This window comes from Candidatus Protochlamydia phocaeensis (assembly GCF_001545115.1).
In the GTDB taxonomy this organism is placed as follows: Bacteria; Chlamydiota; Chlamydiia; order Chlamydiales; family Parachlamydiaceae; genus Protochlamydia_A; species Protochlamydia_A phocaeensis.
On the sequence record NZ_FCNU01000032.1, the window covers coordinates 374,155 to 393,311 of the forward strand.

General features: G+C 42.2%; 15 protein-coding genes and 1 tRNA gene. 8 read left to right on the top strand and 8 right to left on the bottom strand.

Annotation, left to right across the window (positions count from 1 at the left end; translation table 11 throughout):
* Positions 1-396: 396 nt before the first annotated feature.
* Positions 397-1,512, bottom strand: a complete 1,116-nt coding sequence (locus BN3769_RS14180; RefSeq protein WP_068471483.1) for an ECF transporter S component family protein — start codon at positions 1,510-1,512, stop codon at positions 397-399.
* Between the two features lie 63 nt (positions 1,513-1,575).
* Between BN3769_RS14180 and BN3769_RS14185 the strand changes: the two genes are divergently transcribed.
* The 3 genes from BN3769_RS14185 to BN3769_RS14195 are packed head-to-tail and all read left to right on the top strand — an operon-like array spanning position 1,576 to position 2,700.
* Positions 1,576-1,938 (top strand): type II toxin-antitoxin system RelE/ParE family toxin, encoded by a 363-nt coding sequence (locus BN3769_RS14185; protein ID WP_068471484.1) that lies wholly within the window; start codon positions 1,576-1,578, stop codon positions 1,936-1,938.
* Positions 1,935-2,294 (top strand): helix-turn-helix domain-containing protein, encoded by a 360-nt coding sequence (locus BN3769_RS14190; RefSeq protein WP_068471485.1) that lies wholly within the window; start codon positions 1,935-1,937, stop codon positions 2,292-2,294. Before BN3769_RS14185 ends, BN3769_RS14190 begins: the two co-directional genes overlap by 4 nt.
* A 13-nt stretch (positions 2,295-2,307) precedes the next feature.
* A complete protein-coding gene (locus BN3769_RS14195; protein ID WP_068471486.1) occupies positions 2,308-2,700 on the top strand; it encodes a hypothetical protein in 393 nt (130 codons plus the stop codon).
* Positions 2,701-2,767: 67 nt separating this feature from the next.
* Here the strand turns inward: BN3769_RS14195 and BN3769_RS14200 are convergent, their stop codons facing one another.
* From BN3769_RS14200 to recD, 4 genes are all read right to left on the bottom strand, one after another.
* Positions 2,768-3,031 carry a M48 metallopeptidase family protein gene (locus BN3769_RS14200; RefSeq protein WP_068471487.1) on the bottom strand — a complete coding sequence of 88 codons (264 nt, stop codon included), beginning with the start codon at positions 3,029-3,031 and terminating at the stop codon, positions 2,768-2,770.
* Positions 3,032-3,033: 2 nt separating this feature from the next.
* Entirely contained in the window at positions 3,034-3,540 is a 507-nt protein-coding gene (locus BN3769_RS14205) for a hypothetical protein (protein WP_068471488.1), read from the bottom strand.
* Between the two features lie 61 nt (positions 3,541-3,601).
* Positions 3,602-3,674, bottom strand: a tRNA-Thr gene (locus BN3769_RS14210).
* A gap of 88 nt (positions 3,675-3,762) precedes the next feature.
* The gene (gene recD, locus BN3769_RS14215; protein ID WP_068471489.1) at positions 3,763-5,652 is read right to left on the bottom strand and encodes an exodeoxyribonuclease V subunit alpha; all 1,890 of its coding nucleotides are present in this window, start codon (positions 5,650-5,652) and stop codon (positions 3,763-3,765) included.
* A gap of 157 nt (positions 5,653-5,809) precedes the next feature.
* Between recD and BN3769_RS14220 the strand changes: the two genes are divergently transcribed.
* Complete coding sequence (locus BN3769_RS14220; protein WP_079989580.1) at positions 5,810-6,334, top strand: NUDIX domain-containing protein; 525 nt, start codon at positions 5,810-5,812, stop codon at positions 6,332-6,334.
* A gap of 184 nt (positions 6,335-6,518) precedes the next feature.
* Positions 6,519-6,644 (top strand): hypothetical protein, encoded by a 126-nt coding sequence (locus tag BN3769_RS15175; RefSeq protein WP_255354209.1) that lies wholly within the window; start codon positions 6,519-6,521, stop codon positions 6,642-6,644.
* Here the strand turns inward: BN3769_RS15175 and BN3769_RS14225 are convergent.
* Both BN3769_RS14225 and BN3769_RS14230 read right to left on the bottom strand, forming a co-directional pair.
* On the bottom strand, positions 6,622-10,176 hold the full coding sequence (locus BN3769_RS14225; protein WP_068471490.1) for a UvrD-helicase domain-containing protein: 3,555 nt from the start codon (positions 10,174-10,176) through the stop codon (positions 6,622-6,624). The genes BN3769_RS15175 and BN3769_RS14225 overlap by 23 nt on opposite strands.
* Entirely contained in the window at positions 10,173-13,661 is a 3,489-nt protein-coding gene (locus tag BN3769_RS14230) for an exodeoxyribonuclease V subunit gamma (protein WP_068471491.1), read from the bottom strand. Before BN3769_RS14230 ends, BN3769_RS14225 begins: the two co-directional genes overlap by 4 nt.
* A 699-nt stretch (positions 13,662-14,360) precedes the next feature.
* On the opposite strand from BN3769_RS14230, the gene BN3769_RS14235 reads away from it, so the two are divergent.
* Both BN3769_RS14235 and BN3769_RS14240 read left to right on the top strand, forming a co-directional pair.
* A complete protein-coding gene (locus BN3769_RS14235) occupies positions 14,361-14,624 on the top strand; it encodes a hypothetical protein (protein ID WP_068471492.1) in 264 nt (87 codons plus the stop codon).
* A 337-nt stretch (positions 14,625-14,961) separates the two neighbouring features.
* Positions 14,962-16,761, top strand: coding sequence for an MFS transporter (locus tag BN3769_RS14240; RefSeq protein WP_079989581.1), 1,800 nt, complete (start codon positions 14,962-14,964; stop codon positions 16,759-16,761).
* A 27-nt stretch (positions 16,762-16,788) separates the two neighbouring features.
* On the opposite strand, the gene BN3769_RS14245 is transcribed toward BN3769_RS14240, so the two are convergent.
* Entirely contained in the window at positions 16,789-17,151 is a 363-nt protein-coding gene (locus BN3769_RS14245; protein WP_068471493.1) for a hypothetical protein, read from the bottom strand.
* A 168-nt stretch (positions 17,152-17,319) separates the two neighbouring features.
* Here BN3769_RS14245 and BN3769_RS14250 point away from each other — a divergent pair, with 168 nt between their 5' ends.
* Entirely contained in the window at positions 17,320-18,807 is a 1,488-nt protein-coding gene (locus tag BN3769_RS14250; protein WP_068471494.1) for a RasGAP domain-containing protein, read from the top strand.
* The last annotated feature ends 350 nt before the right edge of the window (positions 18,808-19,157 follow it).

Below are 19,157 nucleotides of genomic sequence, written 5' to 3' on the forward strand. Positions count from 1 at the left end.
CGATGATAGCGTTATAGCTCATTTGCCTAAGAGAAATTAAAACTCTTATTAGAAATGAGCGACTTTTGTGTAGATTTTGGGAAAATCGATTCGTATAATCCTGACATTTTTCTGACATGGGGCTTTAACAAGGAGGCAAACAGAGACTTAAAGTATTGAAAAAGAAAATGCCTAAAACAGGAGTCGAACCCGCGATCTTCGCATTACGAATGCGCCCTATCAAGCAATATCACAGCATCTTACAGTAGCTGACAAGAGAGCAGAATAAACTATCTTTTCTTAAGAATCTATCGCAATTTAATGTAATTTCGATTGGCTTGTTGCCTCTATTTGGTCCAAGGTTGGTCCAAGGAATCATGAATTTTTAAATGAATGATGGGTAAGTGCCTCTAATGATTATTTGATCACATCCTCAACCAATAGAAAGTCCGTCACTTGTAAGCTATCTGAAAATAGCGTAATTGTTCCCGGACACCTTTCTGAACTGAAGCCTAAAGAAGCTATCTCCCTTAAATTTTGCGATAAGCATTTTAAGCGACGGACAACATCGTCTTTCTTGTCCATTGTAAGAATATTGACAACCTCTCCCTTTCTGCCAAGTAATGCATAATTGATCGAATCCGCGTCAGCCATATCATCCCATGTTCTTATCAAGGCGTCATATTTTTTTTCATCGGGGTTGGGTTGTTTAAAGCAATCTCCTAATCGATGTATCTCAGCAAACAGGCCTAAAGCACTATACTCAAAACCCATTCCCCGAAGTTCATAATAAACTCGGCATAAGCGACCCATTACTCCAGCCCAAAGCTGCATAGCTTTCAAACGATCACACTTTTTTATTTCTTTTATGTTAATAAACGGATAACGAAACACTGTGTCCAAAAAAATAGCTTTAGCAAAGGCATTGTAATGAGTGGTTTCTCGTAAATTTTTCGCCCATCGCTTTATTCTTGAGGATACAAAATGTGCATGTGCATGCGCCCGAAAATCTCTGAGAAATTCAACAGTAGCTTGTCGGTATACTTTATTTGCTGGTAAATTTGTTAATATATAAGAGCGCACTCGTTTTGCAATCACATCGCAAAATAGGCCGGTTGCATCTTCATGCTCTAACGTAATAAACTGCTCCCACTCTTTTGTACTCACTTGATTTTTGAGCTTAGTTTTTACTTGCCCCAAACCTATCAATTCAAGAAGTAATGCAGAAGTTACTATCCAAGTAAAGTCTGCGTCGACAAATGTAGGGTGATGCAAATCCATTTGATCAAGAAAATATTCATAATTCTTGATAACTTGAGATGACGGCTCCCCAGCCTTAGTAAAGGAGATAAGAGACAATATTGATGTATCAATATAAAAATTTTTCTTTGAAAACTTCATTAAAGTATTCTGATAAGAGATTGAAATGTAAGATACCCTATTTCCTCTAAAAAGACTATCGCCACTTGATGTAATTCTGATTAACTTATTGCCTCTGTTTGGTCCAAGACTGGCCCATGGAATTGAATCCATTGCTCTTGCATAAAATATGCTTATTTAGGCATAATTGAATTAGAATGATACAGGAATCAACGAATGAAACGACTTTTCTGGATTGGATCGAGCCTTGAGGACCTCAAGCAGTTCCCTCATGAAGTTCAAGACGAGATGGGACATGGCTTATATCTTGCTCAAATGGGTGATAGACATAACCATGCGAAAACTCTTAGCGGGTTAGGGAATGCCAAAGTCATTGAGCTTCGAGAAAATGATAGGTCGGGAACTTATCGAGTGGTTTATACAGTTGAAATGGCCGATTTCATTTTTGTGCTGCATGCCTTTCAGAAAAAATCAAAAAGCGGCATCGCAACGCCAAAACAAGACATTGATTTGGTTAAGCGCCGATTAAAAGAGGCTGAAGCCCTCTACAAAGAATTAAAAGGAGAGAAGGAGTTATGAAAAAAAAGATCGTATACGAAGAAAGCTCCGGAAACGTATTTGCTGATTTAGGTGTTGAAAATCCCGAAGAAGCCTTAGCAAAATCCGAGCTAGCTCGTCAAATTGCTAAACTGATTAAAAAGAAAAAACTCACTCAAAAACAAGCTGCTGAAATTTTAGGCATTGATCAACCCAAGATTTCTGCTTTGATTCGTGGAAGATTAAGAAGCTTTTCTTTAGAGCGTTTGATTCGTTTTCTAAACGAACTAGGACAAGACGTAAGTATTATGATCAGCCCTGCAAAGTCAACAGAACGTGGTAGCACCTGGATTGGTGAATCTCATTCTAATACTCGTATAGCTGCTTTAGGAAGGTAAATAAGGAAAGAAAATGACATCTGAAATTTTAAAAAACGAACAAATTGATCAAGTTAAACTTGTTAAAACTGCATACATCAAAAGTATTATTGGAAGTTTTGTTGTAGTATTCGTCGGATTGATCACTTCTACAATAATAAACCAATATTTCCCTTTAACCCCAATAACAATCAACTTACTGCAAGCCTTTAGCATCGTTCCTGGATCTGCAGCATTGTTTGGTGTGCAGGGATGGAATATTCAAACGTGGTGCGGAACAACACCTGCTGAAATCCTCAATCAAAAAATATTTCGATTCCTTTCTATTATTGGTTTATTTTTTGCCGTGGTGGCATTTTCACTTAGCTCAGAATCTACAAGGGAAACGCCTAATATTGAAAACGCGACCAGTTTAACTCAAACTTGAAAAAGGTATTTATAAGAGGTAAAAATAGATGTACAGAAATGCACAGCAGGAATACTTAGTACAACAACTAAAAGACTTTGCCATGATTAGGAGCGAGGATATGGACAAGTTCATGAACAATGACATACTCGCCAAGTTCTTTAGGAAGTTCTAAGAGCTCCGCATTAAGGATCATTCGACCTTTTGTGGAAATAGATCCCCATTTATTTTTAAGAAGGCGGATTTGAAGGCTAGGAAGCTTCACCCCCATTTTAATGGCCCAAGTCTTTACAGCTTCCCGCATTTCTTGCTCATCTTGCCAATGTAAGCCCTTTACAGAGCGAACTGCCATCTTTATACCCTTTGAAGTTTAAATAATTGATTTGCAACTTCAATGATATTATCTTTCCCAACTATTGAAATCAATTCTTTATAAAGAGCAGCTCTTAATTGGCTTTTTTCATGCTGATTCCATAAATGATTTGGGTAACGCTCAAAAATACTATTTACATGCTTGGCTTCTTGAGCTGATATCGTAGGCTTCGCATTTAAAATCACTTTGTAAATAGCAAAGCTATTGCCATCAAGGTTGAGTTGATTCCTCTCTTCTTCTACTACTACAGCTTCACTAGCTAGATTTAGAAATCGCTCTAAGGCTTCTTGTGTCGTTAGATGTCGATCTTCATAAGCTTCAGCTAATGCAGAAGCTTTTTCTCCAATTGATATTAAGAACGGCTTGGCAGAACCTTGCTCATTGACTAAGCGACCAAGCACTTTGCTTAAATTAAGAAACTTGGTTGTATTAGAAATGAGCGACTTTTGTGTAGATTGTGGGAAAACCGATTCGTATAATCCTGACATTTTTCTGACATGGGGCTTTAACAAGGAGGCAAACAGAGATTTAAAGTATTGAAAAAGAAAATGCCTAAAACAGGAGTCGAACCCGCGACCTTCGCATTACGAATGCGCTGCTCTACCAACTGAGCTATTTAGGCATAATAGGAAAAGAATAGTATCGCACGTTGCCCTATTTTCCGACAACTAGGTAAATGAAAAGCCTTAATCCTTAAAATTTTAGCTTTATTATAAAACTGTTGAATCCGTCCTTAAACGCTGCTCAATGCCGGATAAGCGCTGGCCCTGCTGGGAAATGGTCTTGTGAATCACAATATCCGATCCATAGACTTCCACATGCTTGCGAGCACGTGTGACCGCTGTATAAAACACCTCGCGTCCGAACAGCTCGGATCCTTCAGGCAAAACCAGCACAACGCGATCAAATTCGCTTCCTTGGCTTTTATGAACAGATAAGCAATAAGCATACTCGTATTTGGGCAGTAAAAGGGCCGACAAACGACGTACACTTCCTTCCTGAGCCCGAGAAGGAAATAAAGCATAGTCTTCTAGGCTGACTCCTCGCAATGGCAGCTTGCGCATAAGAACGCCCGTTTCCCCATTAAACAGATCCTGGCGGTAATCGTTCGTGACTATCAGAATGGGGATCGCCAGCCATCCTGATTGATAAGAGAGTTGGCCGACATGCTGCCAAAGCAATTGATTGATGGCATCCACTCCAAAGGAGCCTTTGCGCATGGGAGATAAAATACGAATGGCATTAAAAAGCTGCAGGACTTGTTCAGGATCTTGCCCAGCTTTCACAAGCGAAGGAAAATAACCCGATACATGATTTAAGAAAACTTTTTGCGATTCTTTTCTCTCGTTAGGCAGATTCAAGCGCGAAATACCTGGCATCGCTGTCTGATTGAGCAAGGCTAATGCCTGATCGGCTTGACCTTCATTAATAGTTTGCGCAAAAGCGATAATCGATCCGAGCTCAGCCCTTAAACAGACCTTTAGCTGAGTGCAAGGAATGGAAAGATCCGGATGCGTCCGATGCATATTAATCATATCGACAAAAACGCTGCCCGCTTCAACAGAGGGAAGCTGATGCTGGTCCCCTAAAAGGATTAAACGAGAACCTTTCTTAAGCACCTCAAAGAGGCTGGCCATCATTTTGACATCAACCATGGAGCTTTCATCGACAACAATCAGATCGGCTGTCAAACGATTAATCGAATCCTTGGCATATCCAGAATGGCTTTTTATTCCCAAAAGCGCATGCAAGGTTTTGGCTTGCAGAGCAGGAAATCCCTCTAGTTTAGCGGTCGCCTTGCTTAAGCTTCTTTGCAAGTTGGCAGCAGCTTTTCCTGTCGGTGCAGTTAAAACGATTTGGCATTTTTGCTTTTGCTCTTCGGACAAGCTGTTCCAAAAGATTTGAATGAGTTGCCCGGCAGTATAGGTTTTCCCAGTCCCCGGCCCGCCTGTAATTAAGGAAAGAGAATGCCTGCAGCCTTTAAAAATGGCTTGCGCTTGCTCCTCAAGCAGGACGCCTTCTTGGCAAAGTTGGCTTAATTGTTTTTGGATTTTCTCTTGATCAATTGCCAGAACAGGTTGGACATGAAAATGCCGTTTGAGATGCTGAATAAATAGCGTCTCGAAAATCCAATGCCTTTGCAGATAAAAACAATTCTGATAGGAGCAAAGCGGTGTATGGGGCAGCTGCTCCGCTTGTCCGACTTGCAAAGATGTGACTAAAGCTGTAGGAATGGCCTTAGCGCCTGCAATCATCATCTGCGTCAATTTTTGCAACTCCTCTTCTGATAAAGGATGATCGCCTTCATCAATCCAGAGTTGATGGACGGCAGGGAAAAGCTGCTGCTGCTCGATTTTAACGCATAAGTGTCCTTCTTTAGCTGCCATAATAAGATGGCAAAGAAAGAGCGCTGTTTCTTGATTGACCGACTGATCGCGCAAAAGGCGAATGACAAGGACATAATCTAAATAAGCTAAGCGATTTTGCTTGAGAAGCTCATCCAAAAGCGGCCAAGGAGAGGGGCTTTTTTTCTCTGCTTCCAACCAGGGCGAGCGGCCATGGGCTTCCAAAAAAAGCGTTTTTGCCAATCCTGGTTGCATGCGTGTGCCTTCAATAATCGTATAAACAAATTTAAAAATTTTATAAGGCTCCCCACATTAGCAGAAAAGAGGATTTGAATAAAATATTTATCTATCCTTTTGAATATTAATAATTAAAAAATTATAGTCTCCTTGCTTTTTAACAAGGAGACTTCGCATGAGAAAAACATTATCTCTAATTTTGATCGTTCTGGCATGTGTGATAGACTTTCAAGCAAGCGCTCAGATTGTGGCCTCTTCTCTTCATCGCCCTCCTATTTTGACAACGACTGCGATTATTGAGGTATATGACCAAAACCAACTAAAGGGAATCGTTCTCATTGAGAGGGGCAAAGCGCCTTTTGGCAAAGCTCTTCCCGGGGGAAAAGTCGAATATGGCGAAACTGTTGAACAAGCTGTACGCCGCGAAATGCAAGAGGAAGTTGGATTGGAACTAAAGGATCTAAAGCAATTTCACGTTTATTCTGATCCCAACCGTGATTTCCGCCACCATTCCGTTGAAGTCACTCATCTGGCAAAAAGCGACCGCACGCCCCAAGCTGGCGATGATGCGGCCCAAGCTTGGATCGTTCCTCTTGATCAAATTCCTTGGGATCAAATGGCTTTCGACCATGCTCAAATTCTGAAAGACTATCTGGCTTATCGGCAAGGACAGCAAGACAAAATGATGCTCAACCCCTGATGGGTTACATTCGTTTGCAGAGGGTGTTTTGAATGACTCGAATTTAAGCTATTCTGAATTTCAGAATCCCCTCTTACCTCATTTGAAAGCACTCATCATTGAAACACTTTTTTTGCCGATCTTCTTTCTTTTATTGATGAAGACACCTGGCTATTAGTCGATTTAGATAATAACCTGAATTAATATGCTATTTGAAGGTAAGCAGGATTATGGCCATGCAAACCATTTCTATGATGAAATGGAAAAGCGATTAAATAAAGGCATGAGCAATAAGGCTGCTTTGCTCCTCATGGAACATGGTCTAGAATAAGGGATAAGGAAGATGCCTGCTCTGTCCTTGTCTGTTCAATCTGTCGATGCGGATGGAATGCATAAATCCCCGTCTGCTTGCCAGGCTGCATGCCCCTTAAAAAGAGATAAATGGCTCCTCCAAAGCAGGTTTCAAAAGGCCGCGGATCGACTATTTTCAAGTACCGCTTGAGGGCTTCGGCATAAATCTTAGCCTGCACAAAATAGTTGTGCTCTTGCATAGCCGCATAAAGCTGATCTGGTTGATAAGCCTCGTCATGGCTGCCAAGCCAATTGCTTTTCCAATCCAAGATATAGTAACTGCCTTGATGCATGAAAATCAAATCCACAATCCCTTTGATCAATCCTTCTTGATAGGCCACTCCTTCCAAGGGAAAGCTTTTCTCATAGGGAAATAAAAAAGGCATTTCGCGATAGTAATGCCAAGGCTCTAAATCGCATAGGCAAAAGGGGCTGGAATCAATTTTCAGATCAGTTTTCAATGTATTAAAAACAAGAGAAGCTAGAGCTTCTTCCCATTCCTTAAAAAGCGTCTTTTGAATAAAGGGCCGTACCAGTGGCAAAGCCATTTGACTATGCGCTAAGCCTCGAAAGTCCCGGAAAGAAATTTTTTCTAAGATTTGATGAATAACAACACCCGTATCGCTGCTTGCCGGAAGGGTATGAACATGCTTGACGGCATGATCAAAGTCATGAGGAGCTGGCTGATGGCTGCGCTCATGGGGAGCATCAGGATGGCTCAGGCTCGAAAAGGAAGTCATGAATAAGCTTGGGCTAGACACGGTAAGCGAGCGCGGAGCAAGCAATTGGGCCGAAAAGGCTTGCTGCTTTTTTGGGGCCTCTGGAGTAATTTCCTGATGGAGGGAATAGGTAATGTGATGCGTTTTTCCAACGGTCTCTAAAAAGTCAATCAACACTCTGCCATCGTAGTGCTTAATTCTTTCATACAGCGTTTGGTAAGCGCAGGCCGGCTGCCATAATCGGCTGAGAAAAAGATCAATGGGAGAGGCATCGCCAAATTTTAAATGGTCTGCATTTAGATGCAGGGCAATGGGAATATAGAGCTGATACTTTGCGCGCGTCATGGCAACATAGAGCTGGCGCATTTTCTCTGCATCGCTTTCTTCACAGAAATGATGATGCTCCGGGCAATCTTCAGCCAACGGAGTGAGGTAAAGCTGTCCTTCTTTTTCAACGGGAATGAGCTCTTCTTTAATACCGGTGCGATAAGCCAATCCCAAGGCAAAGACAATGTCAAACTCAAGCCCTTTACTAAAATGCAAAGTCAATATGCGCACACCATCTTTGGACGGATCTTGAAAGCGTTTAATGCGTTCATCTTCGTTTTCATTCCAAATTTGGAATTTATCCAAAAAGGGAATAAGGCCTTCAGGGCCATTCCATTCACGGTATTGGTAGTCGATAACCAAATCGGAAATTTGCTGCAGGTCATGATAAAACTCTAATCCTCCCTCACGGGCAAGCAAGCGCTCAAGCACCGTCAAACCACCCGTTTGCCAACGGCTCTTCAGCATTTCCTGAAAGAAAAAGGCAAATCCCTTGTCAAACAGGCATTGCCGTAGGTATTGAACGATGGCTAAGATGGATTCAAGTTGATCAAGCGCTTTCAGCTCTTCATGCGCCCATCCCAATAAAGGCGTGCCCAAGGCTGTTTTGATCGCTCCGCGGTCTTGCGGATGCAAAATGGCGCGCATAAGATCGATGAGGGCGGCCAAGGCGGGCGATTCAGCCAAACTAGTTCCACGCTGATTGAGATAGGGAATTTTTTGCGAGTCCAAATATTCGGCCAATCGCAGCGCCTGGTGGCGATCGCGCACCAAAACGGCAAATTGGCGGAAACCAAATTGCTTTTGCTGGCGCAGGCGATGAATTTCTTGAACGATAAAGGGAAAGAAAACCCGAGCTTCCATATCCGCCCATTTGACCCGCTTAAACGCACTCCCATCTCCAATAAAGAAGTGAACGGCCCCTTTTTCGTCTTGGAAGATTGCGTCTTTTCCTATCTGAGATGCTTGAACGGGTTGATAGGGAACATATAAATCTTTCTTTGGCAAGGGGATAAAATGCGGTAGATGTTCCGGCGCAAATAAAGCATTGAGCGCTTTGACCAACTGAGGTTGGGAACGGTAGTTGACATCCAAGGAAAAGCAATGGCTTTCTCCCAATGCCTGAGCCGCCGATAAGTATGTATAAATATCGGCTTGCCTAAAAGAATAAATCGATTGCTTGGGATCGCCGACAAGATAGAGATAGCCCGTCCAGGCATACTCTTGCGAAAGGAATAAGCGCCTGAAAATTTGCCACTGTACAGGGTCCGTATCTTGAAATTCGTCAATAATAGCGGCTTGGTAATTGGCTTGGACCTGCGTTAAAAAGTTGGGTTGATTTAGCGCCCATTCCATTTTGCGCAGAAGGTCATCGGGAGAAAGCTTCTCTTCTTCCCTTTGATAGCGGCGCAGTAGCTGCTGGCAATCGCGCGCCAGCCTGGCCAGCAGAACAGAAAAATCGCCGGCCGTTTGTACTAACGCTTCCAGATGCTGCTTTAGATGTTTGGTAAAATCTGGATAGGACAGCCCTGCCGGCGTTGCGGCTCGGCTTTTGAGCAGCTTGGGATCCAAGGCCAGTGTCCAAACAAGTCCATCGCTGATAAGCCTATCGAACTCCTCAACCGTCCAGTCTTCTTGATCGAAGAGGGCTGCAAAGCGCATAACTTTATCAAGCGTCTCTGCCTTCGTCTCTCCGCTTTTATAATTGCGATAGGCTTGGCTTTGCGCCCTGAAATCCTCGATCAAGTTTTCTGCCGTAGGATTGAACGCCTTTTTAAGCGCCTGCATCGCCTTGACAAACTGCAAATAAAGCTGCTTAAAAGACGGCATATCGGCAAATTCATAGCCACTTTGGATGGCCTTTAGCAGTTTTCTTTGGTCTGGATCCGCTTTTAAAACGATGTCCAGCTGAGCGGGGCTGTAGGATTCAATCCGTACTTCTGTCCGGAAAAAGTCCCGAATGACAGCCATCACTTCCGATTGGGGTAAAGGCTCTTCCCCATACATGGCATGAAATCCCATGTCGCTTTCAATGGCATATTGCCGAAGCATACGGGCGCAAAATGAATGAATGGTAAAAATTTGGGCTTGTTCAAAGGCAAATAACGCCTGCTGCAAGCGTTTTTTTGCACGCAAAACCGCCTCTTGCCCTTTTTCTAAAAAAGCTTTCAGATAATCAGGGATATTTTCTTCAACAGGAGTATCGCTCAACCAATCATTCAGGTGGGCAAGTGCTTGCTCAATATTGGCGCGTATGCGCAGTCTTAAGTCGCGTGTCGCTGCCCGGGTAAACGTAACCACCAAAATTTTGCTTAAGGGCAGCGGCTCTCCTCCTTGTTGGCTTTCAATCAACAGACGGACAACGATGTTTTGAATGGAAAATGTCTTCCCTGTCCCGGCCGAAGCTTCGAGAAGATAATGCTGGTGAAGGGCCAGCCGGCGATCAAGCACATTAAATTTTTTCATGATTCCTCAGAAACGCTAAGCTGCTTAGGAGGATACCAAAAACGGATTAAATCCCCCAATAGGGATTCGGCTTGGGCTTTCCAGTTATAAATAATTGTTTCCGCATGCGGCAAGCAGTCTTTATTGAGAATCCAGCGCAAGTCGGGGCTTTGATAACTGCCAAATGAGTCCGAAAAGAGCTGGCGCATCTTTTCTTGCAAACCGCCTGCATCTCCCTCCAAAATGAAAGGCACCCAATCGGGAAGCAAAGGAGAAAAGTTTTTAAGACAAAGTCCGTAGTAATTTACAAACTGCTTAAGATACGGTTCGGCCTCTTCAAAAAAAGCTTTTTTAGGCTGGGAAGTGTAGGTCAAGATCAGCTGTCGCTCAAGCCCGCCCGGATAAGCTTTAGCGGCATAGTCGTATAAAAGAAACTGCGGCCAAGCCTTCCAAGCATCAGACAAGGTTCCCTTGCTGATGACAACCAACCCCTTAGAGGTGACATGGGAAAGCTTGCCAATGATCGATAGCTTATAGCCATCAGGATAAGAGAGCGAAATAGCAGGCATAAGCCAGCGGCCGTCTTCTTGCAGCGCAGGCTCTGTGCAGCTCGTGCAAAATTCGATTTGAAAAATATCCCGTGGATGGATTTTGTGCTTCTGCAATCGCTCCTGCAGCTCATAGACATCTTCTTTCAAGCGCCTTGTGGCAACTGTTTTAAATAGCCCTAAAGGCATTTTCCCTTCTTTTTCTGCCCGTTCAAGAACGGCTTCAATGGGCTCTTTTAAGGCGACTTGCTTAAGAAGATGCTTATCCAAAGCGGATAAGGCCAGGTCTTCTTCATTTTTAAGTTTGCGGTCTTCTTCGCTTTGCAAATAAATATCCAAGACCCGATTGAGATAAAATTTGACCGGATTGCGCGCGACTTCGCTTAGCTGCTTAAGGTCTAAGACGCTGTTAGATGGAATCAGCTCGGATTGAGGATGAGCAGAAAATGCAAAGTTTGCCAGAAAGCGGTGCGGCGGGCTTTTTTGCGGCTTGTAATAAGCTTGCGCAGACCGAAAATCGTTCAAAGAAAAATTGGCCAGCCGCGTTTGCGGCTGAAAATACGCCGCATCGAAGGAATCAAAGGGATGTTTAAAAACGCAAACATCCGACACTTTTTTCCCTTCCAACGTATAGTACTTGTCTAGATAGGAGAAGAGTTCTTCGATGACCAAGCTGGGCTGCAGTTCTTTGTTATCTTGTTGGCTGTAGCCTTGATAGCTGATCAACAAATACTCTTGGGCCGAGTGCAAAGCCTCCAAAAACAGATAGCGATCATAATCGGTCGGCAAAGGACAGTAATCCACATTTTCTTGGCCCAGCATCAAGTTCAGGGAAGAATGAAAATTCGTGCGCGGAAATGCGCCTTCTTGCATGCCCATTAATGCGATCACTTTGGCAGGGATCGAGCGCAAAGGCATAAGCGAGCAAAAGCGGACGGATTGCAGATGGCTCTCGCGATAAGTAATTCCACGATGCTGCAATAGAGCATTTAAATGTGTTCTAACAGACTGAAATGAAAAACGCGTCTCTTTAAACGCACGGGTTGCAGCCTGCAATCCATCAAATTGGGCTTTCAGCTCCTCATAGTCTTCAATAGACTGGCAGTCATCAAAATCTGGCTGAAAATAATTCTCAAGCAGACAGCGCAAGTAATGGGCCCAATCTTCCATGGTCATTTGCGTGCGGTCTTGCAAAGGAGAGAGATCATCGCGCAGAGAATGAAGCAAGCGAATCCATTTGCCCATCAATTCGGTCTGAGAAAAATCGACAGATTCACAAGGAAGCGTTTCCAAAGAAGAGGGAACCTTTGACTTTAATACAGTTGTTAAGCCCATCAGGAGGCGAGAGAGGCCAAAGTCCCAAGTCCCCACGGCAGTCTCTTCTACCATTCCTTGCTGGCAATGCCTGCGCTGAAGCAATTCATTGCGGTGCAGCCAATCGTCTCCCCAGCGAATTCCAGCTTGCTCTACCCACTCTTGAATTGTGTAATAATCGCTTATGTTCATCTGATGGCGACGCTGAAAAGAGCGATGCTCGAATAGCTGAAGCAAATGTTTGGTGTCCCAACGGCTTTCGCTTAAAGACAGAAGCTGCAAGAATCCTTGCACGATTTCGCTTTGGCTCTGCATTCCCAGATCTAGAATTTGAAAATCGAGCTGGCTGTCGGGCGATCCAAATATACTTTGAATATAGGGCACATAGTCCGTAATCTGAGGAGCCATAATTATCATATCGCAAGGGCTAATGTCGGGCTGTCTTTCAATCAAAGCCAATAAATTATGGTAGAGAATTTCCACTTCCCTTCTTTTTGTTGACGCCATATGCAATTGGATCGAACGGTCTTGGCTTGAGCATGCGAAGGATGGCTTGCCCTGTGGATTGCGCATAAGCAGCATATCTGCCTGAATGGCATGCAGCAAAGAAAGAGGCTCGGCAGTTTCGGCGAAATAAAGGTCTTCGTGAAGGCACAAATCTTCTTCTAATGAGCTGACGTGACTGGGAAGAAGATAATGAGCGTGCGTTTGCACCAGACTCTCTTCGATTTGATAAGCCATTTCGCGTCCCAAGCGACCAAAGTTGGCCAACAGTGGATTGCGATCGCGCAGCAGCTCTTCAAGCTTCAAGACTTGCGGAGAAAAAGGACCAAGCTTTTGCTGCCAATAGGTCTGAAGATAAGCGTTTTCTTTATCGGAGCGTATATCGCTCCAAAAGACAGCGCAAGGAGAAAGAAGATAATAATAGACTTGGCAAAAGTTCGCCAATTTATGCAGGAAGTCAAATTCGGCATGTGAGACAAAGCTGATGGAGAAAAAGTGAACTTCGCAATTGGGCATGGAATGCAATACTTGGCGGAAAGCTCGAAGAGGATATGTCCATCCTGTTTTCTCATTAAACAAGCTAAGCCATAGGCGCGCCTGCCAGTTGGATACTGCCTCTGCCTCCCATTTGGCGATCAAAGAGCCGGCATAACGCCCGTAATCTTGAAAAAGACGTGCTATTTGCTGGCTTAAGCCAATTAAGCGCTTTTCCATCTTTCTGGATAACTTAAGAGCTGGACCGACTATGGCGGGGTTCAATTTCAAATAATCAAGCAAAGGCATCCAGTCGCGCTGCACCATGCCGTCAAGAGAAGGGAATGCCTGCAAAAGAGAATGGATTTCTTTTTCGATGGCCAAGGCCAATTCAAGTTGAGAAGGGATATAAAAAGAAGATGGTTGGAATAATTTAAGCAAGTAATCAAAGGCTTGATTGAGATAAACAAATTCCACGCCGGCAGCCACTTCCAATTCTGGATCTTGGGCCATTTTTAACGTTAGCCAAGACTTCATGGCAGGACCATAAACAATGACAAGACGCCGCTTAAAAGGGGCGGAGGAACAGCCAAATAACTTGCTTTTTAACTGTTGATAAAGAAAGGTTAAATGATTGCTAAAAAATACATCTAAAGCTTTTGACATAACGTTTATTCAATCCCGCTGTCGAATGAATTCGCACATTCACCCGCTTTTTCTCTTCCCATCGAAGCTACTTAGAAGATAAAGGAATAGATTTATTTAATGTTCTCTAAGAGAATGTCTTAAAACTGCTAACGCCTTTTCGGATAATCAGATAATTAGGCGTGCAATGCTTGTCATTTCCCTTAGGCTCCATTAAATCCCGCTAAGCTAGCAAAAGCCCAAAAGCTTGTGCGGCATAAAAGCTTAATGGCTTGTTTTGCTGACAGGGAAATTTTGGCTATCGCTTGCACCTATGGCCCATGCATACCGCTTAACAAGGAATTATTTACAGCTCTTATGATCCCTTATGAAATCTAAGCTCTGGGAAAGCATTCTAACAAGACCTCTTTAAATCGTACAGAATCAACTTGCTTCCCTCTTATTTTTTCTCTTGCTTTTAATGAATTTAAAGTTTTCCCATTAATTTAATAATAAATTTTAAAAATTCTATTTAATCAATGAATACACATTCTTCCCAATCTAATTTATTCAATAAAAATAAATTAGATTGTTATGTCTTTAACAATTTTTTCTAATCCATCTACGTCTTCTCTTTTAGATAATTTGATTTCCAAAAAACCCTTTCAGTGGTGCTTTGCATCGATTAGGGCAATACTGCTCCTTGGGAAGCGAGGGTAGTTTGCTTAAGCGATTATCATTATGATTTCTTCAAAAATTTATTCGCTTCCGTCCCATTCAAGACCTTCTGCATTTGTCCAAACGGGGAAAAGCAGCTTTACCAATGATAGGGAAAAAATGAAGGCTTTGGATATCAAGCAAACGATTGAGGCGGGAGACAATCCTTTATCACCTGGTTTAAAAGATGTAAAGCCTTGCATCCTTTCTCTTCACAGCCTTCGCTCAGTTGAGGATTTAGAAGCCACCTTGGAAGTAAATCTGCGTTTAAGGAACCTAATCCAATAATATTAGCTTGAGTTTTTACCCTTTAGATGGTGTCAAAACCGCAAATATGAATAAACGACAAGCAAGTCAATAATAAGAGCCAGTCATTTTTCATCTATGCATGCTTCCGCTTTGGTCTAGAAGGTAAAAACTCAAAGCTTAGGTGATTAAGGCTGCATTGCAAAATTAAAATTTGTTCTTTATCTCTATAAAAAAAAGTCTTGAGGCTAAAGGCTTAACCCTTCATACTCTAAATTAAAGAAAAAGAATCTTTAATAAATTAAGATAAAAGCTTTTCCAAGCCATTATGTTTAAAGAGAGTGATTTGTTTATTCTATACGCCAAATAAAGTTATTTTATGATTTCTTCTTTTTTCCAGCGCTTTTCTTCCTTTACCTATTTGAATGCCACGCAATTCTTGGGCGCTTTAAACGACAATATTTATAAACTATTGATTGTTTACTTCTTCATTCAAATAGAGGGGATTGAATATAGCCATCAAATTTTAGCGACAACGGGAGCCACCTTTGTCATTCCCTTTCTCCTTTTTTCTGCTCTTTCCGGCACGCTGGCCGATCGTTTTAGCAAGCGCGATATCATTGTCACAACGAAAATTTTAGAACTGCTTATCATGGGATTTGGGGTATGCGCCTTTGCCTTTCAAAGCAAGTGGGGATCTTATGCCATTCTCTTTTTACTAGCTACGCAGAGCGCCATTTTTGGCCCCTCTAAGTATGGCATTGTGCCCGAGCTTGTGGGAAAAGATAAAATTTCTAAGGCAAACGGCTTGATGACCTCTTTTACTTTTTTAGCCATTATCTTAGGAACCTTTCTTTCCTCTTTCATTATTCAAATCACAGGGCGCAATTTCATTATTTCGGCTATTTTTTGCACTTTCATCGCCCTTATTGGAGTTGTCACGAGTTTTTGCATTGAACATACTCCGCCGGCCGGCTCTTCTAAAAAGTTTCAATTCTTTTTTATCGGAGAAATCTACCAAACGCTTAAATCGGCCCGCCAAGAGATCTCCTTGCTTCCAGCCATTTTGGGATCCGCTTATTTCCTTTTTGTAGGCGCTTTTACCCAGCTCAACATTATTCCTTTTGCCGTTCAATCGCTGCACTTGTCCGACATCCAAGGAGGATATCTTTTCTTTTTAACAGCTATAGGAATTGGAACAGGAGCTTTAATAGCCGGGAAAATTTCAGGACGCATCGTCGAACTGGGATTGGTTCCCATTGGAGCATTGGGCATTTCGCTGTGCTCCTTCCTTTTAGATTTATTTTCAGATAATATTTGGCTGGTCATCCCCACTGTTACTTTTCTTGGCGTCTTTGGAGGAATTTTTGAAATTCCGCTCGATTCTTACATTCAAGTTGCCAGCCCAAAAAAGCTACGCGGTCAAATGGTCGCTGCAACCAATTTCTTGAGCTTTACGGGAGTTCTTTGCGCTTCAGGCCTCATTTATTTAAATTCCGAAATCTTGGGCATTGCTGCAGATAAGGGATTTACGCTTATGGGTTTCTTAACTTTAATTATTCTCTTTGCTTATACTTTCCAGTTCTTCGATTATCTAACCCGCTTTATTGCTTCTATCCTATCTAAATTGCATTTTAGAACAATTTTCAGAGGAAAAGAAAACATACCGGATTGTCCTGCCATTTATGTCTGCACCCATACAGCATGGAATGATACCCTTTTGCTAATGGGATCTCAACGCCGCCGCATGCGCTTTTTCATTGAACAGGAACAAGACCACTCCTCCCGCTGGATGCAGTATCTTTATCGGCTGCTAAGAGTGGTCTTTATTCCCGATATTGAGCCTCTAGAGAAAAACCAAGCCTGCTTAATGGCCATTCAAAATACGCTTAAAAAAGGCATTTCCGTCTGCATTTTTATTCAAAGCTGGGATATTTATTCCGAGGCAGAAAAGCTCCATCAAGCCGCTCCCTTTAATGGAATTATCGAAGGAGCTGACTATCCCATTATTCCCGTCCGCATTGAAAAGGGCATTAAACATCCCCGCTTCCAGCTTCTCAAACGGCTATTGGAAAAATACCATGTTCCAGCCTCCATAGCCTTTGGCCGCATGGTCTATACAGGACATCAATCTCTGCTAGAAACTCGCCATGAACATGAATTAGTTTTTGAAGATTAAATCTCTTCCCTTACCATTCATTTCTCTCTATTGCTGAGGAGGAAGAGGCGGCAAATCAGAAGAGGGATAAGGGACATATTGGGTTCCTTGTCCTTCAATCACGGTTGTTGAGCCTGAACCGCCTTCCCATGCTCCCACATTTCGATGCCCATATTGATTTTCATATCCATGATGATCATAGTCGCGGTGATTATCATAGCCGCGGGCCGTATCATGCTGAAAGCCTTCTCGACCTTGAGCAGAATGATGCTCTCCGCCGCGTTCTTCTCCCCTTGCAATCAAGGTCGTCTCATCGGGCAAACTAACCGACCAGATGGGCGACGCTGAATAAGCTAACAGAGCAATAGACGAATAAAGAGCAAGACGTGAAAAGAAAGGTGTTAAACGCATATATCCTCCTTGATTAAGGTGAATAAGAAGGGCCTAAGCTTTATTTTTATTATATATTTCAATTAATTATAAAAAAATTAATTTATTTTTATTTATTAATTAATCATTTTAATAAACATTAATTTTTACTATAATAAAATATAGAAGATCTATAATTAAGGAGTTTTTATGAGCTCCATACAAAGCAGCCTTCCAGCCACACAGACAACAACAACTGCATTTCAGCCCGAAACCCAATTTAAATCACAGACAACTAAAGAGTTAAAACAACAAGCCGGTACTCTTCAGGCTAAAGTCAATCAAGCCGTGATTGACATTCAAAAGGGATTAAATGGAGCAGGTCTTATTGACCGCGCAGATACAGCTAAAGCCGAAACATTAACTTTAAAAAAAGACATTTCGGCCACGGTTAAACTTTTGGATGAAAAAATTAATAAAAGAGCCTCTTCCTTTTTCTCATTTATTTATAAAAAAGAAATTGCCGATCTTCGACAACAGAAAAACGAACTACTCACTGCCAATAATGAATTAAACGTCTTAGGACATCAAATCTACGGCACCAAAGTCGCCCATGAAAAGCAATGGACAGGCGGTCTGGAAGCCTATAAAGCCGACGGCAATCTTGCCAATTTAGAAAAAGCCTTAGGTCGCTATCTGGAAGGGACAAGCCAGCCAAGCGTTAGGCTGCTCAATGATTTGGTAAAAGAACTCCCAACCCCGGAAGCAAAAGCCCTTCTTTTTAAAAATTATCCGGACGGTATTTCACAGGCGATCAAAGGTTATTTGGAAGCTTTGCCTAAGGAAGCGGGAGAAAAAGATCTGGAACCCATTATGAACTTATTTAAGGAGTTGAAGGCTGATTCTAAAGAGCAGGTCTTTTTTCAAGCCCTTGCGAAAATTGAGCCTGGCAGCAAAGATAAAGTGGCTAATTTACTTGTTGCTAAAGGAGGCTCAAATGCCTTACCTATCGTAAATGGCATGATCCGCCATGAAATTGATGTTCACTTAAGCCAATTAGGCGAGCAAAAAACAGAAGAGGCCAAGAAGAAATTCTTGGAAGAAAAAGAAGGAACATTATTTCGAAGCAATTCCCTAGCAACAAAAATGCTGACCCAGCTCCATAAACGAGAAATGACAAGCTATGCTCAAACGCATTTTTCTTCTTGCGTTCAGCAATTAAATGGAGCGCAATCCTGCGAAGTTGATCCAAATAAATTGCAAAAAGGCAGCATAGAAGAAAATCAGAAGAATTTGACCCGCTTAACGGAAACGATGCTTTCAGACATTACTCACGCCGTTTCCGAGCATCAGCTGCCCGATTCCATTAGAGACGCTTATAAAAATCTTTACGATGCCCTTAAAGAAAAATGGGGGGCGGAAATAGCAGAGAAGCATGTGATGACGACGCTGTTTTTACGTTTTATCTGTCCCGCTCTTACATCGCCCAGCAAAGATAAGGGCTTTGGCATTATTGATGGAGAGCATTCTAAAGATGGATTGCGCAATGCCGTTCTGGTCACAAAAATCATGCAGAATTTGGCAAATAATGTTCAATTTGGCCAAAAAGAAGAATTTATGGCCGCTTTTGCTAATTCCATGATTAATGAAAAGAACCGAGATTTAATTAAAGGACTTGTTCCCCACTTAATTCAATAATCCATTTCTTTAATGAGGGCGATAAACAGGCTTTTTCGCCTTTTTTCTTTCCCTTTTAAAAAAGCGCCCTAACGGGACTTTTTTCCTATTCTTCTTATTTTAGAATTTTTTTTCACCTCGGCATTTCAATTAAACGTCAAAAGAATTATTTTTTATTTTAAAGAACTGTCGTCAAATTCAAGATTATTTTCCTTAGAGAATGATTAAAGCTCATAATGGCCTAGATTTGAGATGATTGTCTTCCCAGGAGAAGGCCCGAATAAGGGAGTATATTGAATCTAATATGCTCTTTCATAGGAAAAGAACGCGAATCTAGGTCTTAGCGGGTTTTAATGCACTCTAATTCAACT

Coding starts and splice junctions, on each gene's coding strand:
- BN3769_RS14180 (WP_068471483.1), bottom strand. CDS start 1,512: ATGGATTCAATTCCATGGGCCAGTCTTGGACCAAACAGAGGCAATAAG.
- BN3769_RS14185 (WP_068471484.1), top strand. CDS start 1,576: ATGAAACGACTTTTCTGGATTGGATCGAGCCTTGAGGACCTCAAGCAG.
- BN3769_RS14190 (WP_068471485.1), top strand. CDS start 1,935: ATGAAAAAAAAGATCGTATACGAAGAAAGCTCCGGAAACGTATTTGCT.
- BN3769_RS14195 (WP_068471486.1), top strand. CDS start 2,308: ATGACATCTGAAATTTTAAAAAACGAACAAATTGATCAAGTTAAACTT.
- BN3769_RS14200 (WP_068471487.1), bottom strand. CDS start 3,031: ATGGCAGTTCGCTCTGTAAAGGGCTTACATTGGCAAGATGAGCAAGAA.
- BN3769_RS14205 (WP_068471488.1), bottom strand. CDS start 3,540: ATGTCAGGATTATACGAATCGGTTTTCCCACAATCTACACAAAAGTCG.
- recD (WP_068471489.1), bottom strand. CDS start 5,652: ATGCAACCAGGATTGGCAAAAACGCTTTTTTTGGAAGCCCATGGCCGC.
- BN3769_RS14220 (WP_079989580.1), top strand. CDS start 5,810: ATGAGAAAAACATTATCTCTAATTTTGATCGTTCTGGCATGTGTGATA.
- BN3769_RS15175 (WP_255354209.1), top strand. CDS start 6,519: ATGCTATTTGAAGGTAAGCAGGATTATGGCCATGCAAACCATTTCTAT.
- BN3769_RS14225 (WP_068471490.1), bottom strand. CDS start 10,176: ATGAAAAAATTTAATGTGCTTGATCGCCGGCTGGCCCTTCACCAGCAT.
- BN3769_RS14230 (WP_068471491.1), bottom strand. CDS start 13,661: ATGTCAAAAGCTTTAGATGTATTTTTTAGCAATCATTTAACCTTTCTT.
- BN3769_RS14235 (WP_068471492.1), top strand. CDS start 14,361: ATGATTTCTTCAAAAATTTATTCGCTTCCGTCCCATTCAAGACCTTCT.
- BN3769_RS14240 (WP_079989581.1), top strand. CDS start 14,962: ATGATTTCTTCTTTTTTCCAGCGCTTTTCTTCCTTTACCTATTTGAAT.
- BN3769_RS14245 (WP_068471493.1), bottom strand. CDS start 17,151: ATGCGTTTAACACCTTTCTTTTCACGTCTTGCTCTTTATTCGTCTATT.
- BN3769_RS14250 (WP_068471494.1), top strand. CDS start 17,320: ATGAGCTCCATACAAAGCAGCCTTCCAGCCACACAGACAACAACAACT.